Raw genomic sequence first — 22504 nt, forward strand, 5'->3', positions numbered from 1 at the left:
AGTGACGGCAAGCGCTCGCTAAATAATTGTCACAAAGTCTGAATAAGGCACTTTTAGAATCCGTGCATACTGGCACCCTTCAGATTGCCGAGACCCCACATGCCGCGTCGTCTCTTCAAACGCTACATGCCCGATCCGACCAGCATCAGGGAACACAAATCCTTACGCTTTCTCGGCCGGCTGTTGCACGACCCCAACCTCTGGCACCTCAACCGGCATTCGGTTGCGCGGGCCATGGCCGTCGGTCTGTTCGCCGCCTTTATCCCGGTTCCGATGCAGATGCTACTGGCCGCCAGCCTGGCGATCATGGTGCGCGGCAACCTGCCGATCGCGGTCAGCCTGGTGTGGCTGACCAACCCGATCACCATGCCGCCGGTGTTCTTCTGCACCTACCAGATGGGCGCCTGGCTGATGCAGATTCCGCCACGCAGCCTGCCCGAAGAACTGACCTTCGAATGGATCACCGACCAGCTGTCGACCTTGTGGCAGCCGTTCCTGCTCGGTTCAGTGGTGTGTGGCGTGTTGCTCGGCGCCCTCGCCTACTGCCTGACCATGCTCTACTGGCGCTGGTGGGTAGGCCGGCAGTGGCGCCGGCGCAAGGTCAAGCAATCAGGTACGCATTCCTCGCCCGCTGACCAATAGGCGCGTACAACCGACATACAGCACCGCAGTGGCGACCAGCATGAAGCTGATGGCCACGCCGATACGGATATCCGACACGCCGAGAATGCCATAGCGGAACGAGTTGACCATGTGCAGCACCGGGTTGGCCATCGACACGGTCTGCCAGAACGGCGGCAGCAGGGTAATCGAGTAGAACACCCCGCCCAGGTAGGTCAGCGGCGTCAGCACGAAGGTCGGGATGATCGAGATATCATCGAAGTTGCGTGCGAACACCGCATTGATGAAGCCCAGCAACGAGAAGATCGTCGCCGTCAGCAGCACCACGACAATGGTCACGCCCAGGTGGTGCACCTGCAGGTCGGTGAAGAACAACGACAGCAACGTGACGATCACCCCCACCGCCAGGCCGCGCAATACACCGCCCAGGGTGTAGCCGACGAGGATGGTGTGCGGCGACACCGGCGACACCATCAGCTCCTCGATCGAGCGCTGGAATTTACTGCCGAAAAAGCTCGACACCACGTTGCCGTAGGAGTTGGTGATCACCGACATCATGATCAGCCCCGGGACGATGTACTCCATGTAGGTGAAACCGCCCATGTCGCCAATTTGCCGGCCAATCAGGTTACCGAAGATCACGAAATACAGAACCATGGTGATTGCCGGAGGCAGCAAGGTCTGCGGCCAGATCCGGGTGAAGCGGCGTACTTCGCGGTAGACGATGGTATTGAGGGCGACCAGGTTGGCGCTCAGTTCCGAACTCATACCGCCACCTTTGCCAGGTTTTTCTCAACCAGGGACACGAACAGCTCCTCGAGACGATTGGTCTTGTTGCGCAGGCTCTGCACCTCGATGTTCTGCAGCGCCAGCTGGCCGAACAGCGCGGTGATGCCCACTTCCTTGTCCACTTGCACTTCCAGGGTGTGCGGGGTGATCAGACGGCACGGATAACCGACCAGGTGTGGCGCCTGGGGCAAGTCCTGCTTGAGGTCGAGCAGGAAGGTCTCGACATGCAGTTTGCTCAGCAAGGCACGCATGCTGGTGTTCTCGACGATGGTGCCGTGGTCGATGATGCCGATGTGGCGGCACAACTGTTCAGCCTCTTCCAGGTAATGGGTGGTGAGGATGATGGTGATGCCTTTCTGGTTGAGCTCGGTAAGGAAGCTCCACATCGAACGGCGCAGCTCGATGTCGACGCCCGCGGTGGGCTCGTCGAGGATCAACAGGCGCGGCTCGTGAATCAGGGCGCGGGCGATCATCAACCGGCGCTTCATGCCGCCGGACAGCGCACGCGACGGTGCATTGCGCTTGTCCCACAGGCCGAGCTGGGTCAGGTACTGCTCGGCACGCTCCTTGGCCACCTTGGCCGGAATGCCGTAGTAACCGGCCTGGGTCACGACGATGTCAAAGGTCTTTTCGAACTGGTTGAAGTTGAATTCCTGCGGCACCACGCCAATGCAACGCTTGAGCGCGGCGGGTTGACGATCAAGGTCGTGACCGAAAATATTCACGCTGCCGCTGGTCTTGTTGACCAGGGTCGAAAGGATGCCGATGGTGGTGGATTTACCGGCGCCATTGGGGCCGAGCAAGGCGAAGAAGTCACCTTCGGCGACATCCAGGTCAATACCCTTGAGGGCCTGGAAACCGTTGCCGTAGGTTTTGGTTAGCTGCCTTATGGACAGAGCAGAACTCATAGCGGGTCGCGTACCAGTGTGGAAGGTTCTAGACGCGGCCGGGCAAGGCCGGCCGCAGTGAATATGACCATGGTGCTTGTGCAGACCGGACAAGTACAGTCATGTGTATCGATAATAACTATCAGATTGACCGTAGTTGCCCGATCAACAGTGATCAGGTCAGTGCGGTCATCACTGCCGCCTGGTACGCCGGGCGCTCCCGCAAGCGTTCATACCAGGCGCGCAGGTGACGCATTTCGGGACGCTCGATAGGCATCTCGAACCAGGCATACGCAAAACAGCCCAGCGGAATGTCGCCCATGCCCAGGGTATCGCCGGACAGATACGGCGAATTGGCCAAGGCCTGATCTGCAATCGAAAGCAGCTGCGCGCAGGTCTTGTGCGCGGCGTTGATTGCCAGCCAATCCCGCTGCTCTTCAGGCGTGCGCACCATGCCCCAGAACAAGGGGCGAAACGGCGTGGCGAGCGACGAGGTGACCCAGTCCATCCACTTGTCCGCCTCGGCGCGCTTGCGCGCGTCCGTCTCATACCAGCCCGACGCGCTACCGTATTGCGCGCACAGGTAGCGAACGATGGCATTGGACTCCCAAAGCACCAGGCCGTCGTCTTCGATCATCGGCACCAGGCCGTTGGGGTTCAATGCCCGGTATTGCGGGTCATTGACCAGGCCGAAGGCGCCCCCGGCATTTATCGACTCATACTCAAGGCCAAGCTCTTCGGCACACCACAGTGCTTTCCTGACATTGGTCGAGTTCTTCCTACCCCAGATCTTGAGCATGACATATCCCTATTGGTTTGACGGGTCGCCCAGTCTACTCCAGGCGATCACGCTGGCAATCATCTGGCATTCAGGCGAACTCCTGAGGTCATGTCCTGTCACTGTTCAGACAAGCCGTTTAGCCGATGCGGTCTAAGCTTCGATGGATGGCGAAATGCCCTGATGTTTCACGGAGGAACTTCCTATGTTGCTGTTGTGGTTAGTGGTCCTGGTGATCGGCGTGGCTTACCTGGCCCACCGTCGCATTGCCGCCTTGCCAGCATTGGGCATCGTCGCCCTGTACCTGCTGGCGATGGGCATTTTCAGCCATTCACCGGTCTGGTTGCTGACGATCTTCTGGCTGTTGCTGGCCGCCGTGGCCGCCCCGCTGCTGCTCCCCGACCTGCGCCGCAACGTGCTCAGCGCACCGTTGTTCGGCTGGTTCCAGCGTACCCTGCCGCCGATGTCGCAGACTGAACGCGAAGCCATCGACGCCGGCACCGTGTGGTGGGACGGCGAATTGTTCAGCGGCCGCCCGGACTGGAACACCCTGCTCGGCTATTCCAAGGCCGAACTCACCGAAGAAGAACAGGCCTTTATCGATGGCCCCACCGAAGCACTCTGCGCCATGGTCAGCGACTGGCAGATCGGCCAGGACCTGGACCTGCCGCCCGCCGCCTGGGAGCACATCAAGCGCCATGGCTTCTTCGCCTTGATCATCCCCAAGGAGTACGGCGGCAAGGGTTTCTCGGCCTATGCCCACTCGCAGGTGGCGATGAAGCTGGCGACCCGCAGCGGCGACCTCGCCTCGACAGTCATGGTGCCCAACTCCCTCGGCCCGGCCGAACTGCTACTGCACTATGGTACCGACCAGCAGCGCAATCACTACCTGCCGCGCCTGGCCCGTGGTGACGAGATCCCCTGCTTCGCCCTCACCGGTCCGCTGGCCGGCTCCGATGCTGGCGCCATGCCCGATACCGGCGTCATCTGCAAAGGCCAGTGGCAAGGCGAGGAAGTCATCGGCCTGCGCCTCAACTGGGAAAAGCGCTACATCACCCTCGGCCCTGTCGCCACCCTGCTGGGTCTTGCCTTCAAGGCCTACGACCCCGAACACCTGCTGGGCGACAAGGAAGAACTGGGCATCAGCCTGGCACTGATCCCCACCGACATCCCTGGCGTCGAGATCGGCAAGCGCCACCTGCCGTTGGGCGCGGCGTTCATGAACGGCCCCAACAGCGGCAAGGATGTGTTCGTGCCGCTGGACTTCCTCATCGGCGGCCAGGACATGCTCGGCAAGGGCTGGATGATGCTGATGAACTGCCTGTCGGTGGGCCGCTCGATCTCCCTGCCGGCAGTGGGCACGGGCGCGGCCAAATACACCAGCCTGGTCACCGGCCAATATGCGCGTATCCGTGAGCAGTTCAATGTGCCACTGGCGGCCTTCGAAGGTATCCAGGAATCCCTCGCGCGCATCGGCGGCAACGCCTTCCTGATGGACAGCGCGCGCCTGCTCACCGCCAAGGCCGTGGACCTGGGCGAGAAACCCTCGGTGCTCTCGGCGATCCTCAAGTACCACCTCACCGAGCGCGGCCGTGAGTGCATCCAGCACGCCATGGATGTGCATGGCGGCAAGGGCATCATCATGGGCCCGAACAACTACCTGGGGCGCAACTGGCAAGGCGTGCCGATCTTTATTACCGTCGAGGGTGCCAACATCCTCTCGCGCAACCTGATGATCTTCGGCCAGGGCGCGATTCGCTGCCATCCGTTCGTGCTCAAGGAAATGGCTTTGGCCGGCCGCGAAGACCACGACCAGGCACTCAAGGAGTTCGACCAACTGCTCATGCAGCACATCGGCTTTGCCGTGGGCAACGCCGCCAGCACCCTGGTCCTCGGCCTGGGCCTGGGTCACTTCGAGAAAGTCCCGGGCGATGCCTTGAGCCAGGGTTACTTCCGCGCCCTCAACCGTCAGGCGGCGGCCTTCGCCCTGCTCGCGGACCTGTGCATGATGCTGCTCGGCGGCGAACTCAAACGCCGCGAACGTCTGTCGGCGCGCCTGGGCGATGTGCTCAGCCACCTGTACCTGGGCTCGGCTGCACTCAAGCGTTACCACGACCTGAACTCGCCCGAGCACCTGCAACCGCTATTGCGCTGGGCCATGGAAGAAAGCCTCGGCCAAGCCGAAAAAGCCCTGGACCGGCTGCTCGACAACTTCCCCAATCGCTTGCTCGGTTGCGCCCTGCGCCTGGTGGTGTTCCCGTTCGGGCGCCGCCACAGCGGGCCAAGCGATGAACTGGACGCCGAGATCGCCGAACTGATTGGCCGCGCCAAGGGCGACCCGGCCCTGGAAGAGCTGCTTGCCGGTTGCTACCGACCGCAAGCGGAGGGTGACCCGGTTGCGGCCCTGCAACAGGCCTACGAGCAACTCAGCGCAAGCGAGCCGCTGCGCAAAAAGCTGCAGCAGGCACTCAAGAGCGGCCAGGTCGCCGCCGCCCCGGGCGAATCGGTAATCGATGCTGCCCTGCATGCCGGCGTGCTGCAAGCCGTTGAGGCGCAAAGCCTGCATGCCGCTGAAACGGCACGCCGCCGGGTGATCGATGTGGACGCCTTCAACAAGGAGGAACTGCTACCGGCCGACGGCAAGATTCGCTAAGAGCCGGGACATCGGGCGCCGGGCGCCGTATACTCCCGCGCCCGTTTTTGCTCAAGAGGATTGCCAGCATGGCTACCGATCGCCTGGAATATCATCTCGCCCTGCTCACCCACCTGCGCACCATCCTGGTTGCCTTGGGCGAAGCCGAGCAGGTACCGGAAGAAAGCCACGCGCTGTTTCTGGAGCGCTTCGACGAGCTGATGCTGCAACTGCCGGTCGACCCGGAAAGCACCTATCTTGGCCAGGACATCATCTGCCAGGTCATCCAGCGCTACCCGCAAATCGCTCACCTGGTCCCGCGCGACCTGCTGTGGTTCTTTGGCGGCGACTGCCTGCACTTCATGCCGGAGAACGAGCTGGACATGTACCAGGAACTGGAAGAGCGCCGCTTCGAAGCCGAGCAGAATGACGAGCCCTTCGACTGGAATCAGGAAAAACAGCTGCTGAGCATGTCGGACGACGACAGCAAGCATTAAGCGCTACAGGCGCGCAGGGCTGACAACAGTCCTGCCGTCTGCAGGTGGCGGTTAAAACCGAGACGAAAAAAAACGCCGTTCAAATGAACGGCGTTTCTTTATTTGGAGCGGGAAACGAGACTCGAACTCGCGACCCCGACCTTGGCAAGGTCGTGCTCTACCAACTGAGCTATTCCCGCAAATTTTGTAGCGACCGGCAAACCGGCAAGAACAAGCGCTGATGCCCTTGTTCCATCACTACAGCGTTATCAAACGCTGGAGCACCATATTTGGAGCGGGAAACGAGACTCGAACTCGCGACCCCGACCTTGGCAAGGTCGTGCTCTACCAACTGAGCTATTCCCGCAAAAATGGCGTCCCCTAGGGGACTCGAACCCCTGTTACCGCCGTGAAAGGGCGGTGTCCTAGGCCACTAGACGAAGGGGACGACGCCCGAAACATGCAATGCATGCTTCAGTTACCAACTCAAACCGTTAAGATCTGACGCTGGGTTTTTACAAGCCCTGCCGTTAAGCAAAGCCTTTGTAAACTGGAGCGGGAAACGAGACTCGAACTCGCGACCCCGACCTTGGCAAGGTCGTGCTCTACCAACTGAGCTATTCCCGCATTGGCGTCCCCTAGGGGACTCGAACCCCTGTTACCGCCGTGAAAGGGCGGTGTCCTAGGCCACTAGACGAAGGGGACACACTACAACATTCACTCCCTGCCGCGTTTCGCTGTGTGCTTTACGCTGCAAGTGGCGCGCATTCTAGGGATGCTTTGATAAGCCGTCAACCCCTCTGTATAAATTTATTTAAATCAATGACTTCGCGAAGCTTTGCAGCCTTCTGCCAGGCCATCGCGCGCCTTACGCTTGACGTTTTTTTTCTGACGCCCTACCCGCCTTCGGCCCAGCAGCCACGGCAGGTTGAAAGCAAAAGGCCATCAACTACCCCCCAGGCAACTGCCAAACAGCTCTATCCGGCTAAAAGCTTAGCCACTACACTCAAACAGTAAATCATCCTGTATGAGGCGTTAACGGTGACACCACTTCTGATCACCCTGCTTATAGTAGCGGGGATCGCGTTATTGATCGTGATCGGCTACCTGAACAACGTGGTCGAGAACAACAAGCTCGAGCGTGCCCGGCTGAAGATCGAGCTGGCCGAACGTTTGCGCCGTTGTGGCGAAATCACCGAAACCTTTCCTGGCCAGTTGATGACCCCGGCACTCAAGTTGCTACTGACCCGCCTGGAACTCAACCTCAACCAGCGCCGACTGGCCCTGGACAAACACAGCCGCGACATCCGGGCGCGGATTGCCGAGCTTGAAGGGCTGATCGCCAAGGGTGAGGCGCTGCCGGTGAACAATCCGCCGATGCCGATTCAAACCGAAGCCCGGGCCAAGGATGTCCGCTTCCTGCTCGAAGGCATGCATAACCAGATTACCCGTGCTGCTCAGGAAGGCTTCCTGCCGACCAACGAGGCCAAGTACTGGGTCAAGGAAATCCGCCATATCCTGGTACTGCTGCACATCGAGTTCTTCAACAACCTCGGCCAGCAGGCGCTGCAGCAAAACCAGCCAGGGCATGCACGCCTGGCGTTCGAGCGCGGCGTGCAGTACTTGCGCAAGCAGCCGGACCCGGCGGTTTACCGCGAGCAGCTCGAGTACATGGAGAAGCTGTTGGCCCGCGCCAACGCTCAGGTGCTGAGCCAGCTGGAACCGGCCGCGGACGAAACCAACGCCTTGACCGAAGGCCTGAAAACCGACACCACCGAAGACTGGAAGAAGAAAGTCATCTACGACTGAGTTCTGGTTGACCCGATCGCCGGCAAGGCCGGCTCCCACAGGTCCTGTATACACCGAACCTTGTGGGAGCCGGCCTTGCCGGCGATCGAGTGCAAAGCGCTCGTCAGCAATCAGTCAAACGCAGAAAGATCCCCGCCAAGCGCTCCAGCCCCGCCTGATCCACCTCACTGAAGCGCGCCAGCTTAGGGCTGTCCAGGTCCAGCACGCCAATCAAGCGCCCGTCCTTGACCAGCGGAATCACCAGCTCACTGTTCGATGCACTGTCACAGGCAATGTGCCCGGGAAATGCGTGCACGTCTTCGACCCGCTGGGTTTCCCGGCTGGCCGCGGCCGCACCGCATACACCGCGACCGAAGGGAATACGCACACAGGCCACCTGCCCCTGAAACGGCCCGAGCACCAGTTGCTCGTTGCGATTGAGGTAGAAGCCAGCCCAGTTCAAGTCATCGACCTGGCTATAGAGGAACGCCGAAAACTGCGCGGCGTTGGCAATGAAGTCACGCTCATCGGCAAACAGGGCTTCCAGCTGGGCCGCCAGCAGGCCGTAGCCTTCGAGGCCAGCGCCGGTAGCGTTGAGGTCGATCATGGTTTTTGCTCCAACAGTTTCAGCCCGACCCAATAGCGGGCGAACTGGTAGGCGCATCGGCCGTTACGGTTGCCGCGGCCGGTCGCCCAGCGTACAGCGAGAATGTCCAGCTCCTCATCGCGGCTCCAGACCAGCTCCGCGCGCCGGGCCAGCTGGCCGATCCAGTGTTCGACCACGTTGAGGAAGTGCTCCTGGGTGAAGGGGTAAAACGACAGCCACAGGCCGAAGCGGTCAGACAGGGCAATCTTGTCTTCCACCGCCTCGTTGGGGTGCAGCTCGCCGTCGACCATCTTCCAGTTTTCGTTGTCGCTCTGTTTCTCCGGCACCAGGTGGCGGCGGTTCGAGGTAGCGTACAGCAGCACGTTATCCGGGGCCTGCTCCAGCGAGCCATCGAGCACGCTCTTGAGCACCCGGTAATCGCCCTCCCCGGCTTCGAACGACAGGTCATCGCAGAACAGCACGAAGCGTTGCGGCAGTTTCTGCAGTTGCTCAACCACCCGCGGCAAGTCGGCCAGGTGATCACGCTCGATTTCGATCAGGCGCAGGCCGGCCTCGGCATGCTCGGCCAGCAACGCTCGCACCAGCGATGACTTGCCGGTACCGCGCGAACCCCAGAGCAGTGCATGGTTGGCAGGCATGCCATCAAGAAACTGGCGGGTGTTGCGCCCCAGTTGCTCGCGCTGCTGATCGACACCGATCAGGTCGGACAGGCGCATGTCGAGGCTGACCTCCAGCGGCAACAGGTAGCCGCTACGGCCATCACGCTGCCAGCGCGCAGCCAGGCATTGCGACCAGTCGATGTTCGCACGCACCGCCGGCAACAAGGGCTCAAGGCGGGCAAGCACGGTTTCTGCACGTTCCAGAAAAGCATTCAAACGAGAGTCCACAAGATTTCCTCAAGACAGTTGCAAGGACAAAGGCATAGCTGAATGTGTGACAGGGCGTGCCAGCAGCCGGGACTGATCGGCTATGCTTGCGCAGCGCACGGAATGTGAAACTGGCTCGGGACTCATGGATATCAAGTTCACCAATCGCCTGTCCTACAAGCAAGCCCGGCTGACGGTCCTGGTCGGCTTCATCCTGGGTACATTGCTCAGTCTCATCCAGATCGGTATCGATTATGCCAGTGAAGACGCCTCTATCAACCGCGAGATGCTGTCGCTGCTGGAAATCAGCCATAACCCGGCCTCGCGCATCGCGTACAACATCGATGCCGAGCTGGCCCAGGAGCTGACCCGCGGCTTGCTGCAATCGCCGGCGATCACCCGCGCCTGGCTGATCGACAACAACGACACCGTACTCGCCGATGTTCAGCGCCCACGCCAGGAAAGCAGCTACCGGCTGATCAGCGATTTCCTCTTCAGTGAGTCACGCCAGTTCCAGGACCGGCTGTTTCTCAGCCATATGCCCGACGAGTCCCTGGGCACGCTGTTCCTGGACGTCGACACTTTTGCCTTCGGCAGCCGCTTTCTCAAGCGTGCCGAAGTCACCTTGCTCAACGGTTTCATCCGCAGCCTGATTCTGACCGGCATTCTTCTCGGCCTGTTCTACATCATGCTGACCCAACCGCTGGTACGGGTGATCAGGGCCTTGAGCAACAGCGACTCACGCAATCCGTCGCAGTCCAAGCTGTCGTTCCCACCGGGCCATGAACTCGACGAGATCGGCGTGCTGGTCAAGGTCGCCAACCAGCAGTTCGTCAGCATGGCCACCGAGATCCAGCAACGGCGCAACGCCGAAAACCGCCTGACCGATTACCTCAACGAACTGGAGAACATCGTCTCGGCGCGCACCAATGAGCTCAAGGCCAGCAACACCCGTCTGAGCCAGTCCAATGAAGAGCTCGAAGTCGCCCGGCGCCGCGCCCTGGACATGGCTCAGGCCCGCGCGGCCTTCCTGGCCAACATGAGCCACGAAATTCGCACGCCGCTCAATGGCCTGCTGGGCATGATCGCCCTGTCCCTGGACAGCCCGCTCAATGCCGAGCAACGTCAACAGCTGTCGATCGCCCACGACTCGGGAAAAGTGCTGGTCGAGCTGCTCAACGATATTCTCGACCTGTCCAAGTTCGACGCCGGGCAGCTTGAACTCGAGCGCATCCCCTTCGACCTCGGCGCCCTGGTCGAAGACACCGCCAATCTGCTGTCGCAGAACGCCGCACCGAGTGTCGAGCTGACCTGCCTGATCGATCCGCTGTTTCCCTCGATGGTACTCGGCGACCCAACCCGGGTGCGGCAGATCGTCAGCAACCTGCTGTCCAATGCCTTGAAATTCACCCGCTTCGGCCGTGTCGATGTGCGCCTGACCAGCTACCCCGGCGGTATTCGCCTGGACGTCTGCGATACCGGCATCGGCATCCCCAGTGAAGCCCAGGTGCGGATCTTCCAGCCCTTCACCCAGGCCGGTGCCGGAATCACACGCCAGTACGGCGGTACCGGCCTGGGGCTGGCGCTCACCAACAACCTCTGCGAAGCCATGCAGGGGCGCCTGAGCATCAGCTCCGAAGCCGGTTTCGGTAGCCAGTTCAGCGCCGAATTGCCCTTGCCCAGCCACACCCCGGCAGTCCCTGCACAACCGTTGCAGGGTAGCGTTGCCGCAATCAGTAATGCCAGCAGCGGCCTGGCCGAACTGTTGCTCACCCTGCTGCCCGGCTGGGGCCTGGACTACCAGCGCTACGATCATCCGACGCAACTTGGGCAGGCACAGCCAGATCTGCTGATCACCGACGACCTGGACTGCCTGTTCAGCCTGCGCCCGCAGATCAGCGCGCCGATTCTGCTGGTGACCGCCTATGGCAACTTCCTGCCCGGTGAACAGGCCGCACACCTGGCGCCGTTGCAGCAGCAGGCGCGACCGCTGGCGCGCAATGCCCTGTATCAGACGCTGCGGCGCACCCTGCATGGCACCGACAACATCAACCAGTCCCCATTGGACGGCGCCCAGCACAGTGAACGGCGCGCGCGCATCCTGCTGGTCGAGGACAACCCGGTGAATCAATTGGTGGCCAAGGGCATGCTGGCCAAGCTCGGCTGCGAGGTCAGCGTTGCCGCCCATGGCGCCGAAGCCCTGGAACAGCTGGAACAGGCACCATTCGACCTGGTGCTGATGGACTGCAACATGCCAGTGATGGACGGCTACGAAGCCAGCCGGCGCATCCGCCAGAGCGGACGCTGGCCAGACCTGCCGATCGTCGCCCTGACCGCCAACGCCATGCCCGAGGAACGCGAACGTTGCCGGGCAGCGGGGATGAGTGATTACCTGGCCAAACCGTTTCGCCGCGAAGAACTGCTGGCGCTGATCGATCACTGGGTGCCGCTGAAGGCTACCTGAGCAGCTTTTCGATCGAGCCGGTCAAGGCGTCCGGCTTGGTGCTTGGCGCATAGCGGCTGACCTTGCCGGTGGCCGGATCAATCAGGAACTTGGTGAAGTTCCACTTGATCCCTTGCAAGCCGAACAAACCGGGCGCGCGCTTTTTCAACTCGACGAACAACGGATGGGCACCGCTGCCGTTGACCTCGATCTTGCGAAACAACGGGAAGCTGACACCGAAGTTGAGCTCGCAGAACTGCGCGATCTCCTGCGCATCACCGGGTTCCTGCTTGCCGAACTGATTGCAGGGAAAGCCCAGCACCACCAGCCCCTGTTCGCGATAACGCTGCCAGAGCTGCTCCAGGCCTTTGTACTGCGGAGTAAAACCGCACTGGCTGGCGGTGTTGACCACCAGTAGCGCCTTGGCGGGGTAATCGGCCAGGGCTTTTTGCTCACCGGTGAGGGTAATGCAGGGGATCTTCAGCATTGCGTCGGCCATGACCTTTCTCCTTTTATCAGCGGGGCACCAGGTCCAGGCAGACCGAGTTGATGCAATAGCGTAGCCCGGTCGGCGGCGGGCCGTCAGGGAACACGTGCCCCAGGTGGGCGTCACACTTGGCGCAGGTCACCTCGGTGCGGATCATACCGTGGGAGGTGTCGCGAATCTCGATCATCGCGCTGTCGGCAATCGGCTCGTAAAAACTGGGCCAGCCGCATCCGGAGTCAAATTTGGCTTTCGAATCGAACAGCGCTTCGCTGCAGCAGATGCAATGGTAGACGCCGTCGGTCTTGGTGCCATTGTACTTGCCGCTGAACGGCCGCTCGGTGCCCTTCAGGCGGCACACGTTGTACTGCTCGGGGTCGAGCATGGCGCGCCATTCTTCGAGGGTTTTCTCGAGTTTTTCCATCATCAGGCCTCATCTGTCCAAAAACCCCGCGCCATGGCTTTTCCACAGGGCGGGCGGCACGTATATTATTGCGCCTCATCAGACATCAGTCTGGCACCCGCGTCACACGCATATCAAACGTTTTCACAGCGCATTGCGCGGCGATCTTTTCTAATCGGGATCACATCATGCAGGTCAGCAAATCGAACAAGCTCGCCAATGTCTGCTACGACATTCGCGGCCCGGTGCTCAAGCACGCCAAACGCCTGGAAGAGGAAGGCCATCGCATCCTCAAGCTGAACATCGGCAACCCGGCACCCTTTGGTTTCGAGGCGCCGGACGAGATCCTCCAGGACGTGATCCGCAACCTGCCGACCGCCCAGGGCTACAGCGACTCCAAAGGCCTGTTCAGCGCGCGCAAGGCGGTCATGCAGTACTACCAGCAAAAGCAGGTAGAAGGTGTCGGCATTGAAGACATCTATCTGGGCAACGGCGTCTCCGAACTGATCGTGATGTCGATGCAGGCGCTGCTCAACAATGGCGACGAAGTGCTGATCCCGGCTCCGGACTATCCGCTGTGGACCGCCGCGGTAAGCCTGGCCGGCGGCAACCCGGTGCACTACCTGTGCGACGAGCAGGCCGACTGGTTCCCGGACCTGGACGACATCAAGGCCAAGATCACCTCCAACACCAAGGCCCTGGTGATCATCAACCCGAACAACCCGACCGGCGCGGTGTACTCGCGCGAGCTACTGCTGGGTATGCTCGAACTGGCCCGCCAGCACAACCTGGTGGTGTTCTCCGACGAGATCTACGACAAGATCCTCTACGACGAAGCCGTGCACATCAGCACCGCCTCGCTGGCGCCGGACCTGCTTTGCCTGACCTTCAACGGCCTGTCCAAGTCCTACCGGGTGGCGGGTTTCCGTTCCGGCTGGCTGGCCATCTCCGGGCCCAAGCATCACGCCCAGAGCTACATCGAAGGCATCGACATGCTGGCCAACATGCGCCTGTGCGCCAACGTGCCGAGCCAGCACGCGATCCAGACCGCCCTCGGTGGCTACCAGAGCATCAACGACCTGGTGCTGCCGCAAGGCCGCCTGCTCGAGCAGCGCAACCGTACCTGGGAGCTGCTCAACAGCATTCCCGGGGTCAGTTGCGTCAAGCCGATGGGCGCGCTGTATGCGTTCCCGCGCATCGATCCGAAGGTCTGCCCGATCCACAACGACGAGAAATTCGTCCTCGACCTGCTGCTCTCGGAGAAACTGCTGATCGTTCAGGGGACAGCCTTCAACTGGCCGTGGCCGGACCACTTCCGCGTGGTGACCCTGCCCCGGGTCGACGACCTGGAGCAGGCCATTGGCCGTATCGGAAACTTCCTGAAGACATATCAGCAGTAACCTACCGTTGATATGGAATCGTCTGCGCCATTAGCGGCGCAGACCTTACACACCGAGTTTTCAGCACTGATATCACCCGCCGCTCTGGCGTGCGGGTTGCTGGAATTCGTCTGTAATACAGGCAAGTACACAGTTTGAAATAGTCGCCCGGTTGAATCACCGCAGCGCGCACCTTATATACCCCGCATACGTGACACTTTTATCCGTCAGGAGAACGTAACAACCATGATGCGCATCTTACTGTTTGTGGCCACCAACCTCGCGGTTGTGCTGATTGCCAGCATTACCCTGAGCCTGTTTGGCTTCAACGGGTTCATGGCGGCCAACGGGGTTGACCTCAAACTCGACCAGCTGCTGATTTTCTGCGCGGTATTCGGCTTTGCCGGCTCGCTGATCTCGCTGTTCATCTCCAAGTGGATGGCGAAGATGAGCACCGGCACCCAGATCATCAGCCAACCGCGCACCCGCCACGAACAATGGCTGCTGCAGACCGTCGAGGAGCTGTCCCGCGAAGCCGGCATCAAGATGCCGGAAGTCGGTATCTTCCCGGCTTACGAGGCCAACGCCTTCGCCACCGGCTGGAACCGCAACGATGCCCTGGTAGCGGTCAGCCAGGGCCTGCTCGAGCGTTTTTCGCCCGATGAAGTGCGCGCCGTACTGGCCCACGAAATCGGCCACGTGGCCAACGGCGACATGGTCACCCTGGCCCTGGTGCAAGGCGTGGTCAACACCTTCGTGATGTTCTTTGCCCGCATCATCGGCAACTTCGTCGACAAGGTGATTTTCAAGAACGAAGAAGGCCAGGGCATTGCCTACTACATTGCAACCATCGTCGCCGAACTGGTACTGGGCATTCTGGCCAGCATCATCGTCATGTGGTTCTCGCGCAAACGCGAGTTCCGCGCCGACGAAGCCGGTGCCCGCCTGGCCGGCACCAACGCAATGATCGGCGCCCTGCAGCGCCTGCGCTCGGAACAAGGCGTGCCGGTGCACATGCCCGACACCCTCAATGCCTTCGGCATCAATGGCGGCCTCAAGCAGGGCCTGGCTGGCCTGCTGATGAGCCACCCGCCGCTGGAAGACCGTATCGAAGCCCTGCGCCGTCGCGGCTGATCGGACACCGGTAACAAAAAAGGGCGACTTCGGTCGCCCTTTTGCATTTCAGCGCTGCAGGCGGTACACCCGCTCGGACAGCTGCGGCACTGCGGCCTGAACGAACTTGGGGCTTTCGACGAGAATGTCCCGCGCCTCCAGCTCAAGAGGCTGCCAGTCAGCAAACAACTGCTGCACCTCTGCATCGACCACGGCAAAGGGCGGCCCCGGCAGCAGGGCCTGGTCGTAATCCATGGTGATCAACAGCCCCTGGCAACCTTGCGCCAGGCACCCGCTGAGCAGCGCCGCATAGCGCTCGCGCAACGCCGGCGGCAAGGCGATCAGCGCCGCTCGGTCATACAGCGCACTGCAGTCAGCGATATCGTCAGCATTCAGGGCAAAGAAATCTCCGCACCAAAGCTCCAGATTACCGCTGCGATAGGTCGTGAACACACCTTGCTGAGCGACCTCAGGCTGTAACTGCTGCTCGCTGAAAAAGTCCTCCACGGCACGCTGGGAAAGCTCGATGCCGAGCACCCGATGGCCCTGCCCGGCCAGCCAGGCCAGGTCCAGGCTTTTGCCGCACAGGGGCACCAGCACCTTGCTGCCGGACGCCAGGCCCAGGGCCGGCCAATATTGTTGCAGATAGCTGTTGACCTGCCCCTGATGAAAGCCGATCTGGTTGTCTGCCCAGCGCTTGTGCCAGAACTCTGCCTGCATGGCATACCTCGAATTATTCGATCAGATTATGCAAAAACTTATATTGGAATTAGATCAATGATCTGCCTGAAGATAGCCCCATCTTAACCTTCAGGACGCTCCCCATGCTGCCCAGCCTGTTTATTTCTCATGGCTCGCCGATGCTCGCCCTCGAGCCAGGCGCCAGCGGCCCGGCCCTGCAGCGCCTGGCAAGGCAACTAGCGCGACCCAAGGCCATCGTGGTGGTCTCCGCGCACTGGGAGAGCCGCGAGCTGTGGGTATCCAGCCATCCCCACCCCGAGACCTGGCATGACTTCGGCGGTTTTCCCGCCGCCCTGTTTGCCGTGCAATACCCCGCGCCCGGCGAGCCGGCGCTGGCCGAACGCCTCAAACACCTGCTGTGCGATGCCGGCCTGCCGGCCCGCCTGGACCCCAAGCGACCGTTCGATCATGGCGCCTGGGTACCCTTGTCGCTGATGTACCCGGCCGCCGACATTCCCGTGGTACAGGTTTCACTACCCAGCCAGCTGGGCCCACAACTGCAGGAACGGATGGGCAAAGCGCTGTCCGGGCTGCGCGAAGAAGGCATCCTGCTGATCGGCTCAGGCAGCATTACCCACAACCTGCGCGAACTGGATTGGCAGGCCGGCCCGGACAGCGTCGAGCCCTGGGCCCTGGCATTTCGTGACTGGATGATCGACAAGCTGGCAGCCGACGACACCCCTGCCCTGCATGACTACCGCCAGCGGGCGCCGTTTGCAGTGCGCAACCATCCGAGCGATGAGCACTTGTTGCCGCTGTACTTCGCCCGGGGTGCAGGTGGGCGCTTCGGGATTGCCCACCAGGGGTTTACGCTCGGGGCGCTGGGGATGGATATCTACCGGTTCGACTGATCCTGCGCGCTTGATCGCTGGCAAGACCGGCTCCCACAGGGTAGATGCACGCTCCCACTACAGACAGTTGCTCCCACGGACAGCGCCACAGCTTGGCACAGGCAAAAAAAATCCCCGAACCAGTCGGGGATTTTTTTATCGCTCGCGGATCAGTCTTCGCGGTAACGGCGCAGCTTCAGCTGCTTGCCGGCAACACGAGTGTCCTTGAGCTTGGTCAGCAGACGCTCCAGGCCTTCTTCCGGCAGCTCGACCAGGCTGAAGCTGTCGCGCACCTGGATGCGGCCGATGGCTTCGCGGGCCAGGCCGCCTTCGTTGAGGATGGCGCCCAGCAGGTTCTTGGCGGCGATACCGTCACGCGCGCCCAGCGCGGTACGGCAGCGAGCACGACCTTCGCCCAGCGGCATCGGTGCACGACGCTCACGCTCGCCACGCTCTGGACGATCGCCAGTGCGCTCACGCGGGGTGTAGGTCGGAACCAGCGGCTGCTCTTTCTCGACGGCTTCCAGGGTCAGGGCCTGACCGTTGGTAGCCTTGCGCAGCAGGGCAGCGGCCAGGGCACGTGGGCTGCAACCGATGTCGGCAGTCAGGCGATCAAGCAGATCACCGTGGGTCGACTCAGCATCGGCAACCAACGGCGCCAAGCTGTTGGTCAGCTTCTTGATGCGGGCATCGAGAACGGCCTGAGCGTTCGGCAGGCGAACTTCGGCAACTTTCTGACCGGTCACACGCTCGATCACCTGCAGCATGCGACGCTCGCGCGGGGTAACCAGCAGCAGCGCACGGCCTTCACGACCCGCACGGCCGGTACGGCCGATACGGTGAACGTAGGACTCAGGGTCATACGGCATGTCGACGTTGAACACGTGAGTGATGCGCGGTACGTCCAGGCCACGGGCAGCGACGTCGGTGGCGACGACGATGTCCAGACGGCCATCCTTGAGCGAGTCGATCACGCGCTCACGCTGGTTCTGGGCAATGTCACCGTTCAGCGCAGCGGCTTTGTAGCCTTTGGCTTCCAGGGCGCTGGCCAGGTCCAGGGTGGCTTGCTTGGTCCGCACGAAGGCGATCAGCGCGTCGAACTCTTCCACTTCCAGCAGGCGCAGGACAGCGGAAACCTTCTGGTCGGCGTGGACCATCAGGTGGGCTTGTTCAATGGCGGTGACGGTCTGGGTCTTGCTCTGGATCTTGACGTGCTTCGGCTCGCGCAGGTGGCGCTCGGCGATGGCACGGATCGAAGCAGGCAGGGTGGCCGAGAACAGCACGGTCTGACGGCTTTCCGGCATGGCCTTGAAGATCACTTCGAGGTCATCCATGAAGCCCAGCTTGAGCATTTCGTCGGCTTCGTCGAGCACCAGGTGGTTGACGGTCGCCAGGACCTTCTCGTCGCGACGCAGGTGGTCGCACAGACGGCCCGGGGTAGCAACGACGATTTGCGCGCCGTTACGGATAGCTTTCAGTTGTGGGCCCATCGGGGCACCACCGTACACGGCCACCACGGTTACGCCCGGCATCTGCTTGGCGTAGGTTTCGAAAGCGGTGGCTACTTGCAGCGCCAACTCACGGGTTGGCGCCAGGATCAGGGCTTGCGGCTCGCGCTTGCTCGGGTCGATGCGGTGCAGGATTGGCAGAGCGAAGGCAGCGGTTTTACCGGTACCGGTCTGCGCCTGACCGATCATGTCGTGACCAGCGAGAATAATCGGGATCGATTGCTGCTGAATGGCGGACGGCTCTTCGTAGCCGGTAGCCAGCACTGCAGCAACAATGCTCGGATGAAGTTCGAGAGCGGCGAAGCCGCCGGTTTCCTGGGTCATGGGTCTGCCTCTAAGTGCATCCGCAAAGACCCATGCTCCAAAGCTGCACATGCCTTGTAAGACCCGAAGGTCACCCTGGCAGCTTTGTCGGCGGGGATTTGCGAAAACGATTGAAGAAAAAAAGGAACGTCAAGGAGAGTCCGCGGGGCGGACGCGCAGCCGAAGCTGGCTTCGGGGAATTGCACTACCTTAAACGAGGTCCGGTGAAAGACCGGCGCGTACTATACCTGAATTCGCAATTCACGGGAGTTTTTTTTAATCAACCACGCCAGCGCCAGGCCACGCCAAGGCGGGCCCGGGAAGATAACCGCACCGGCGGCTGAATCGATTTTCCGCCAGTGACCCAGTGACGCGCCTCAGGACGCCGGGCGGATCGCGCCGATCAGCGGTTGCAACGAGTAGCCCAGTTGTGGCGCCAGCGCCTCGGCCCTGGCGGTGAGGCCGGGCAGATCGAGCTGCTGCTCAAGGTCAGCCGGCACCATGAGGATGACGTTACCCTCCTTGACCGGCAGTTCCCAGTAATGACGATGGTAGAGCCCGCGCAACAACGCAGCGCCCAACGGCTTGCCGTCATCGCTGGCCCATTGGTTGATCACCAGCCAGCCACCGGGATTCAGACGCTGCTGGCAATCCTCCAGAAAACGCCAGGCCAGGTGCGCAACACCCGGGCCATGATCGGTGTACAGGTCGACGAAAATCAAGTCAGCGGACTCGGCGGTTTCCAGCAGCTCCATCGCATCGCCAATGCGGATATAAAGGCGCGGATCATCATCCAGGCCCATGTACTCGATGGCCAGGCGCGGCACATCCGGGCGCAGTTCGATGGCTTCGACGTCTTCCAGCGGCAGGAACTTGAGGCACGCCTGGGTCAGGGTACCGGCCCCCAGGCCCAGAAACAGCGCGCTCTCGGGTTCGGGGTGGGCCAGCGCGCCAATCAGCATGGCCCGGGTGTAGTCGTACTCCAGCCAGCTCGGGTCGGCGGTGAACACACAGCTCTGCTCGATCGCCTCGCCAAATTCGAGAAAGCGATAGTCATCGACTTCCAGCACACTGATGGTGCCGTACTGATCGTGGACCTGGGCCAGCAGCCGCTCTACCCGTTCCTCTGTCATGCTGTCTCCCGGCAGGCGCCGCTGTACCAAGCAAAAACCGCCATTGTCCGTCAATGGCGCCAGTGCAACAAGGTACGTGGCACCTGTTAACATGGCAGACAGCCCTTTTCCGACCAGATCGAGCCCGTGATGAACCACCCCTGGAGTCCTGACAGCTGGCGCGCCCTGCCGATCCAGCAACAACCGAGCTACCCCGATGCCGCGCACCTGCTCAAGGTCGAGCAGACCCTGGCCAGCTACCCGCCGCTGGTCTTTGCCGGCGAGGCCCGGGAACTGCGCCGTCAGTTCGCCGAGGTCACCCAGGGCCGCGCGTTCCTGCTGCAAGGCGGCGATTGCGCCGAGAGTTTCGCCGAGTTCTCGGCAGCCAAGATTCGTGACACCTTCACGGTGCTGCTGCAAATGGCCATTGTCATGACCTTTGCCGCCGGTTGCCCGGTGGTCAAGGTCGGGCGCATGGCCGGGCAGTTCGCCAAGCCGCGCTCGGCAGGCGATGAAACCATTGACGGCGTCACCCTGCCGGCCTACCGCGGCGACATCGTCAACGGCATCGGCTTCGATGAAAAGAGCCGGATCCCGGACCCGGAGCGCCTGCTGCAGGCCTACCACCAGTCCACTGCCAGCCTCAATCTGCTGCGCGCCTTTGCCCAGGGCGGTTTCGCCGACCTGCATCAGGTACACAAGTGGAACCTGGACTTCATCGCCAACTCGGCGCTGGCAGAAAAGTACAGCCAGCTGGCTGACCGCATCGACGAAACCCTGGCCTTCATGCGCGCCTGCGGCCTGGACAGCTCGCCGCAGTTGCGCGAAACCAGCTTCTTCACCGCCCACGAAGCGCTGCTGCTGAACTATGAAGAAGCCTTCGTCCGTCGCGACAGCCTGACCAACGACTATTACGACTGCTCGGCGCACATGCTCTGGATCGGCGACCGCACCCGCCAGCTCGATGGCGCCCATGTCGAGTTCCTGCGCGGGGTGAACAACCCGATCGGGGTCAAGGTCGGCCCGAGCATGAACAGCGAAGAGCTGATTCGCCTGATCGACGTGCTCAACCCGGACAACGACCCCGGCCGCCTCAACCTGATCGTGCGCATGGGGGCGAACAAGGTCGGCGAACATCTGCCGGCCCTGATCCGCAACGTCGAGCGCGAAGGGCGCCAGGTGCTGTGGAGCTGCGACCCGATGCACGCCAACACCATCAAGGCCAGCAGCGGTTACAAGACCCGCGATTTCGCCCAGATCCTCAGCGAGGTCAAGCAGTTCTTCCAGGTCCATCAGGCCGAAGGCAGCCATGCCGGGGGGATTCATATCGAAATGACCGGGCAGAACGTCACCGAGTGCATCGGCGGCGCCCGGCCAATCACCGAAGACGCCCTCTCCGACCGCTACCACACCCATTGCGACCCGCGGATGAACGCCGATCAGTCACTGGAGCTGGCCTTCCTGATTGCCGAAACCCTCAAGCAGGTACGTCGCTGAGGTCACTGCGTGCCAGCGCCTCGCGCAAGCGTGCGGCACTGGCACGCGGGCAGTTCAACTGCACCTCGGCCAGGCCCAGCCAGGCGGCCATGCGCTGCAGGCTTTCAGCCAGGGCCTGCATGCCCGCCTCATCCAGCCCCGCCTGTTCTTCATGCACCGCGTGTACCGTCAGGCAATCGTTAGCGCGCTCGGCACGCAGGTCGACCCGTGCGGCAATGCGTTCGTTGTGCAGGAACGGCAGCACGTAATAGCCATACACCCGCTTGTGCGCAGGCGTGTAGATCTCCAACCGGTAGCGGAAATCAAACAGACGCTCGGTGCGCTCCCGCTCCCAGACCAGCGAGTCAAAGGGCGAAAGCAAGGCGCTGCTGCTCACCTTGCGCGGCACCCGTGGCGAACCCAGGCAGTATGCCGCTTGCGTCCAGCCCTGCACCGCACAGGCCTGCAATGCTCCCTCCTCGACCAACTCGGCCAGCCGTGCGCGGCTATCGCCGGGGGCCAGGCGAAAGTAGTCTCGCAGGTCCTTCTCGGCAGCCACCCCCAACGCACCCGCGGCATGCAGTAACAGTCCGCGTTGCGCGTCGGCCTCATTCATTGGCGGTTGCTCAAGCAATGCCGCCGGCAGCACCCGCTCGGGTAAATCGTACAGGCGCTCGAAACCGCGCCTACCGGCGACATTGACCAATCCCGCGGCAAACAGCCACTCCAGCGCGTGCTTTTCAGCGCTCCAGTCCCACCACGGGCCGGCACGCTCCTGGCGGGTCGACAGGCTGCCCGCGCCCAGAGCGCCCTGTTCGGTCACCGCCGCCAGCACCCGGGCGATGGTCGCTTGCTGCTCGCGGCCAAAGCGCGCCAGCTGTTGATAGATGCCCTGGCCCTGACGCGCACGGTCCATGCGCCAGCGCAGCAACGGGTACAGCGAGAGCGGCAGCAGCGAGGCCTCATGACCCCAGTACTCGAAGAGTTTGCGTTGACGGTTGCGGCCCCAGGCCAGTTGATCAAGCAGCGCCTGTGGATAACTGCCAAGACGGGAAAACAGCGGAAGGTAGTGGGAGCGTACCAGGGCATTGACCGAGTCGATCTGCACCACCCCCAGGCGTTCGATCATCCGCTGCAGCTGCGCGGCCCCCATCGACGCGCTTGTCTGGCGAGTGTTGAAGCCTTGTGCCGACAGCGCCAGGCGGCGCGCCTGGGCCAGGGAAAGGGACTGTGTGGTGGGCATGCCCGGCTCCTTGTGAACAAGCCCA

The 22504-nt window shown here is 61.9% G+C and carries 20 protein-coding genes and 5 tRNA genes; 9 read left to right on the forward strand and 16 right to left on the reverse strand.

What is annotated here, in order from left to right; all coding sequences use genetic code 11:
* The first annotated feature begins 99 nt into the window (after positions 1-99).
* Entirely contained in the window at positions 100-642 is a 543-nt protein-coding gene (locus tag BV82_RS19305; RefSeq protein WP_010223207.1) for a DUF2062 domain-containing protein, read from the forward strand.
* Here BV82_RS19305 and BV82_RS19310 read toward each other — a convergent pair.
* The 3 genes from BV82_RS19310 to BV82_RS19320 form a co-directional block, all read right to left on the reverse strand.
* Complete coding sequence (locus tag BV82_RS19310; protein WP_010223206.1) at positions 610-1389, reverse strand: ABC transporter permease; 780 nt, start codon at positions 1387-1389, stop codon at positions 610-612. The two genes, BV82_RS19305 and BV82_RS19310, sit on opposite strands and share 33 nt — an antisense overlap.
* The gene (locus BV82_RS19315) at positions 1386-2318 is read right to left on the reverse strand and encodes an ABC transporter ATP-binding protein (RefSeq protein WP_010223205.1); all 933 of its coding nucleotides are present in this window, start codon (positions 2316-2318) and stop codon (positions 1386-1388) included. The genes BV82_RS19310 and BV82_RS19315 overlap by 4 nt, the downstream gene beginning before the upstream one ends.
* 154 nt (positions 2319-2472) lie before the next feature.
* The gene (locus BV82_RS19320; protein WP_010223204.1) at positions 2473-3096 is read right to left on the reverse strand and encodes a glutathione S-transferase; all 624 of its coding nucleotides are present in this window, start codon (positions 3094-3096) and stop codon (positions 2473-2475) included.
* A gap of 184 nt (positions 3097-3280) precedes the next feature.
* Here BV82_RS19320 and BV82_RS19325 point away from each other — a divergent pair, with 184 nt between their 5' ends.
* Together BV82_RS19325 and BV82_RS19330 are read left to right on the forward strand one after the other, a co-directional pair.
* The gene (locus BV82_RS19325) at positions 3281-5728 is read left to right on the forward strand and encodes an acyl-CoA dehydrogenase (protein ID WP_010223203.1); all 2448 of its coding nucleotides are present in this window, start codon (positions 3281-3283) and stop codon (positions 5726-5728) included.
* Positions 5729-5796: 68 nt separating this feature from the next.
* Positions 5797-6204, forward strand: a complete 408-nt coding sequence (locus BV82_RS19330) for a PA2817 family protein (protein WP_010223202.1) — start codon at positions 5797-5799, stop codon at positions 6202-6204.
* A gap of 103 nt (positions 6205-6307) precedes the next feature.
* Here BV82_RS19330 and BV82_RS19335 read toward each other — a convergent pair.
* From BV82_RS19335 to BV82_RS19355, 5 genes are all read right to left on the reverse strand, one after another.
* Positions 6308-6383: transfer RNA gene (locus tag BV82_RS19335), tRNA-Gly, on the reverse strand.
* Positions 6384-6474: 91 nt separating this feature from the next.
* Positions 6475-6550, reverse strand: a tRNA-Gly gene (locus BV82_RS19340).
* Positions 6551-6555: 5 nt separating this feature from the next.
* Positions 6556-6631, reverse strand: a tRNA-Glu gene (locus tag BV82_RS19345).
* 103 nt (positions 6632-6734) lie between these two features.
* Positions 6735-6810, reverse strand: a tRNA-Gly gene (locus BV82_RS19350).
* 2 nt (positions 6811-6812) lie between these two features.
* A tRNA-Glu gene (locus BV82_RS19355) sits at positions 6813-6888 on the reverse strand.
* Positions 6889-7224: 336 nt separating this feature from the next.
* Between BV82_RS19355 and BV82_RS19360 the strand changes: the two genes are divergently transcribed.
* Complete coding sequence (locus tag BV82_RS19360; RefSeq protein WP_010226281.1) at positions 7225-7992, forward strand: hypothetical protein; 768 nt, start codon at positions 7225-7227, stop codon at positions 7990-7992.
* A gap of 103 nt (positions 7993-8095) precedes the next feature.
* On the opposite strand, the gene BV82_RS19365 is transcribed toward BV82_RS19360, so the two are convergent.
* Both BV82_RS19365 and BV82_RS19370 read right to left on the reverse strand, forming a co-directional pair.
* Positions 8096-8578: a GAF domain-containing protein gene (locus BV82_RS19365; RefSeq protein ID WP_010226283.1), complete on the reverse strand. Its 483-nt coding sequence runs from the start codon at positions 8576-8578 to the stop codon at positions 8096-8098.
* Positions 8575-9465: an ATP-binding protein gene (locus BV82_RS19370; protein WP_010226285.1), complete on the reverse strand. Its 891-nt coding sequence runs from the start codon at positions 9463-9465 to the stop codon at positions 8575-8577. Before BV82_RS19370 ends, BV82_RS19365 begins: the two co-directional genes overlap by 4 nt.
* 82 nt (positions 9466-9547) lie before the next feature.
* Between BV82_RS19370 and BV82_RS19375 the strand changes: the two genes are divergently transcribed.
* Positions 9548-11908, forward strand: coding sequence for a response regulator (locus tag BV82_RS19375; RefSeq protein WP_174242302.1), 2361 nt, complete (start codon positions 9548-9550; stop codon positions 11906-11908).
* Here the strand turns inward: BV82_RS19375 and BV82_RS19380 are convergent.
* Positions 11901-12386 (reverse strand): glutathione peroxidase, encoded by a 486-nt coding sequence (locus tag BV82_RS19380; RefSeq protein ID WP_036996497.1) that lies wholly within the window; start codon positions 12384-12386, stop codon positions 11901-11903. The two genes, BV82_RS19375 and BV82_RS19380, sit on opposite strands and share 8 nt — an antisense overlap.
* A 16-nt stretch (positions 12387-12402) precedes the next feature.
* Positions 12403-12795, reverse strand: a complete 393-nt coding sequence (gene msrB, locus BV82_RS19385; RefSeq protein WP_036996498.1) for a peptide-methionine (R)-S-oxide reductase MsrB — start codon at positions 12793-12795, stop codon at positions 12403-12405.
* A 167-nt stretch (positions 12796-12962) separates the two neighbouring features.
* Here msrB and BV82_RS19390 point away from each other — a divergent pair, with 167 nt between their 5' ends.
* Positions 12963-14174, forward strand: a complete 1212-nt coding sequence (locus BV82_RS19390; protein ID WP_010226289.1) for a pyridoxal phosphate-dependent aminotransferase — start codon at positions 12963-12965, stop codon at positions 14172-14174.
* 225 nt (positions 14175-14399) lie between these two features.
* Positions 14400-15287, forward strand: coding sequence for a protease HtpX (htpX, locus tag BV82_RS19395; protein WP_036996500.1), 888 nt, complete (start codon positions 14400-14402; stop codon positions 15285-15287).
* A gap of 48 nt (positions 15288-15335) precedes the next feature.
* Here the strand turns inward: htpX and BV82_RS19400 are convergent, their stop codons facing one another.
* The gene (locus tag BV82_RS19400) at positions 15336-15986 is read right to left on the reverse strand and encodes a thiopurine S-methyltransferase (protein ID WP_036996501.1); all 651 of its coding nucleotides are present in this window, start codon (positions 15984-15986) and stop codon (positions 15336-15338) included.
* A gap of 104 nt (positions 15987-16090) precedes the next feature.
* On the opposite strand from BV82_RS19400, the gene BV82_RS19405 reads away from it, so the two are divergent.
* The gene (locus BV82_RS19405) at positions 16091-16858 is read left to right on the forward strand and encodes a DODA-type extradiol aromatic ring-opening family dioxygenase (RefSeq protein ID WP_036996502.1); all 768 of its coding nucleotides are present in this window, start codon (positions 16091-16093) and stop codon (positions 16856-16858) included.
* 149 nt (positions 16859-17007) lie between these two features.
* Here the strand turns inward: BV82_RS19405 and BV82_RS19410 are convergent, their stop codons facing one another.
* Entirely contained in the window at positions 17008-18669 is a 1662-nt protein-coding gene (locus tag BV82_RS19410) for a DEAD/DEAH box helicase (protein ID WP_036996503.1), read from the reverse strand.
* A 356-nt stretch (positions 18670-19025) separates the two neighbouring features.
* Entirely contained in the window at positions 19026-19781 is a 756-nt protein-coding gene (locus BV82_RS19415; protein WP_010226296.1) for a spermidine synthase, read from the reverse strand.
* 129 nt (positions 19782-19910) lie between these two features.
* On the opposite strand from BV82_RS19415, the gene BV82_RS19420 reads away from it, so the two are divergent.
* On the forward strand, positions 19911-21257 hold the full coding sequence (locus BV82_RS19420; RefSeq protein WP_036996504.1) for a class II 3-deoxy-7-phosphoheptulonate synthase: 1347 nt from the start codon (positions 19911-19913) through the stop codon (positions 21255-21257).
* Here the strand turns inward: BV82_RS19420 and BV82_RS19425 are convergent.
* Positions 21238-22479: a winged helix-turn-helix domain-containing protein gene (locus BV82_RS19425; protein WP_036996505.1), complete on the reverse strand. Its 1242-nt coding sequence runs from the start codon at positions 22477-22479 to the stop codon at positions 21238-21240. The genes BV82_RS19420 and BV82_RS19425 overlap by 20 nt on opposite strands.
* Positions 22480-22504: the final 25 nt, after the last annotated feature.

This window comes from Pseudomonas donghuensis, from assembly GCF_000696345.2.
Taxonomy (GTDB): Bacteria; Pseudomonadota; Gammaproteobacteria; order Pseudomonadales; family Pseudomonadaceae; genus Aquipseudomonas; species Aquipseudomonas donghuensis.

Bases quoted from the DNA above. Each gene is read 5' to 3' on its own strand.
- BV82_RS19305 (WP_010223207.1), top strand. From the start codon at position 100: ATGCCGCGTCGTCTCTTCAAACGCTACATGCCCGATCCGACCAGCATC.
- BV82_RS19310 (WP_010223206.1), bottom strand. From the start codon at position 1,389: ATGAGTTCGGAACTGAGCGCCAACCTGGTCGCCCTCAATACCATCGTC.
- BV82_RS19315 (WP_010223205.1), bottom strand. From the start codon at position 2,318: ATGAGTTCTGCTCTGTCCATAAGGCAGCTAACCAAAACCTACGGCAAC.
- BV82_RS19320 (WP_010223204.1), bottom strand. From the start codon at position 3,096: ATGCTCAAGATCTGGGGTAGGAAGAACTCGACCAATGTCAGGAAAGCA.
- BV82_RS19325 (WP_010223203.1), top strand. From the start codon at position 3,281: ATGTTGCTGTTGTGGTTAGTGGTCCTGGTGATCGGCGTGGCTTACCTG.
- BV82_RS19330 (WP_010223202.1), top strand. From the start codon at position 5,797: ATGGCTACCGATCGCCTGGAATATCATCTCGCCCTGCTCACCCACCTG.
- BV82_RS19365 (WP_010226283.1), bottom strand. From the start codon at position 8,578: ATGATCGACCTCAACGCTACCGGCGCTGGCCTCGAAGGCTACGGCCTG.
- BV82_RS19375 (WP_174242302.1), top strand. From the start codon at position 9,548: ATGCTTGCGCAGCGCACGGAATGTGAAACTGGCTCGGGACTCATGGAT.
- BV82_RS19380 (WP_036996497.1), bottom strand. From the start codon at position 12,386: ATGGCCGACGCAATGCTGAAGATCCCCTGCATTACCCTCACCGGTGAG.
- msrB (WP_036996498.1), bottom strand. From the start codon at position 12,795: ATGGAAAAACTCGAGAAAACCCTCGAAGAATGGCGCGCCATGCTCGAC.
- BV82_RS19390 (WP_010226289.1), top strand. From the start codon at position 12,963: ATGCAGGTCAGCAAATCGAACAAGCTCGCCAATGTCTGCTACGACATT.
- htpX (WP_036996500.1), top strand. From the start codon at position 14,400: ATGATGCGCATCTTACTGTTTGTGGCCACCAACCTCGCGGTTGTGCTG.
- BV82_RS19400 (WP_036996501.1), bottom strand. From the start codon at position 15,986: ATGCAGGCAGAGTTCTGGCACAAGCGCTGGGCAGACAACCAGATCGGC.
- BV82_RS19405 (WP_036996502.1), top strand. From the start codon at position 16,091: ATGCTGCCCAGCCTGTTTATTTCTCATGGCTCGCCGATGCTCGCCCTC.
- BV82_RS19410 (WP_036996503.1), bottom strand. From the start codon at position 18,669: ATGACCCAGGAAACCGGCGGCTTCGCCGCTCTCGAACTTCATCCGAGC.
- BV82_RS19415 (WP_010226296.1), bottom strand. From the start codon at position 19,781: ATGACAGAGGAACGGGTAGAGCGGCTGCTGGCCCAGGTCCACGATCAG.
- BV82_RS19420 (WP_036996504.1), top strand. From the start codon at position 19,911: ATGAACCACCCCTGGAGTCCTGACAGCTGGCGCGCCCTGCCGATCCAG.
- BV82_RS19425 (WP_036996505.1), bottom strand. From the start codon at position 22,479: ATGCCCACCACACAGTCCCTTTCCCTGGCCCAGGCGCGCCGCCTGGCG.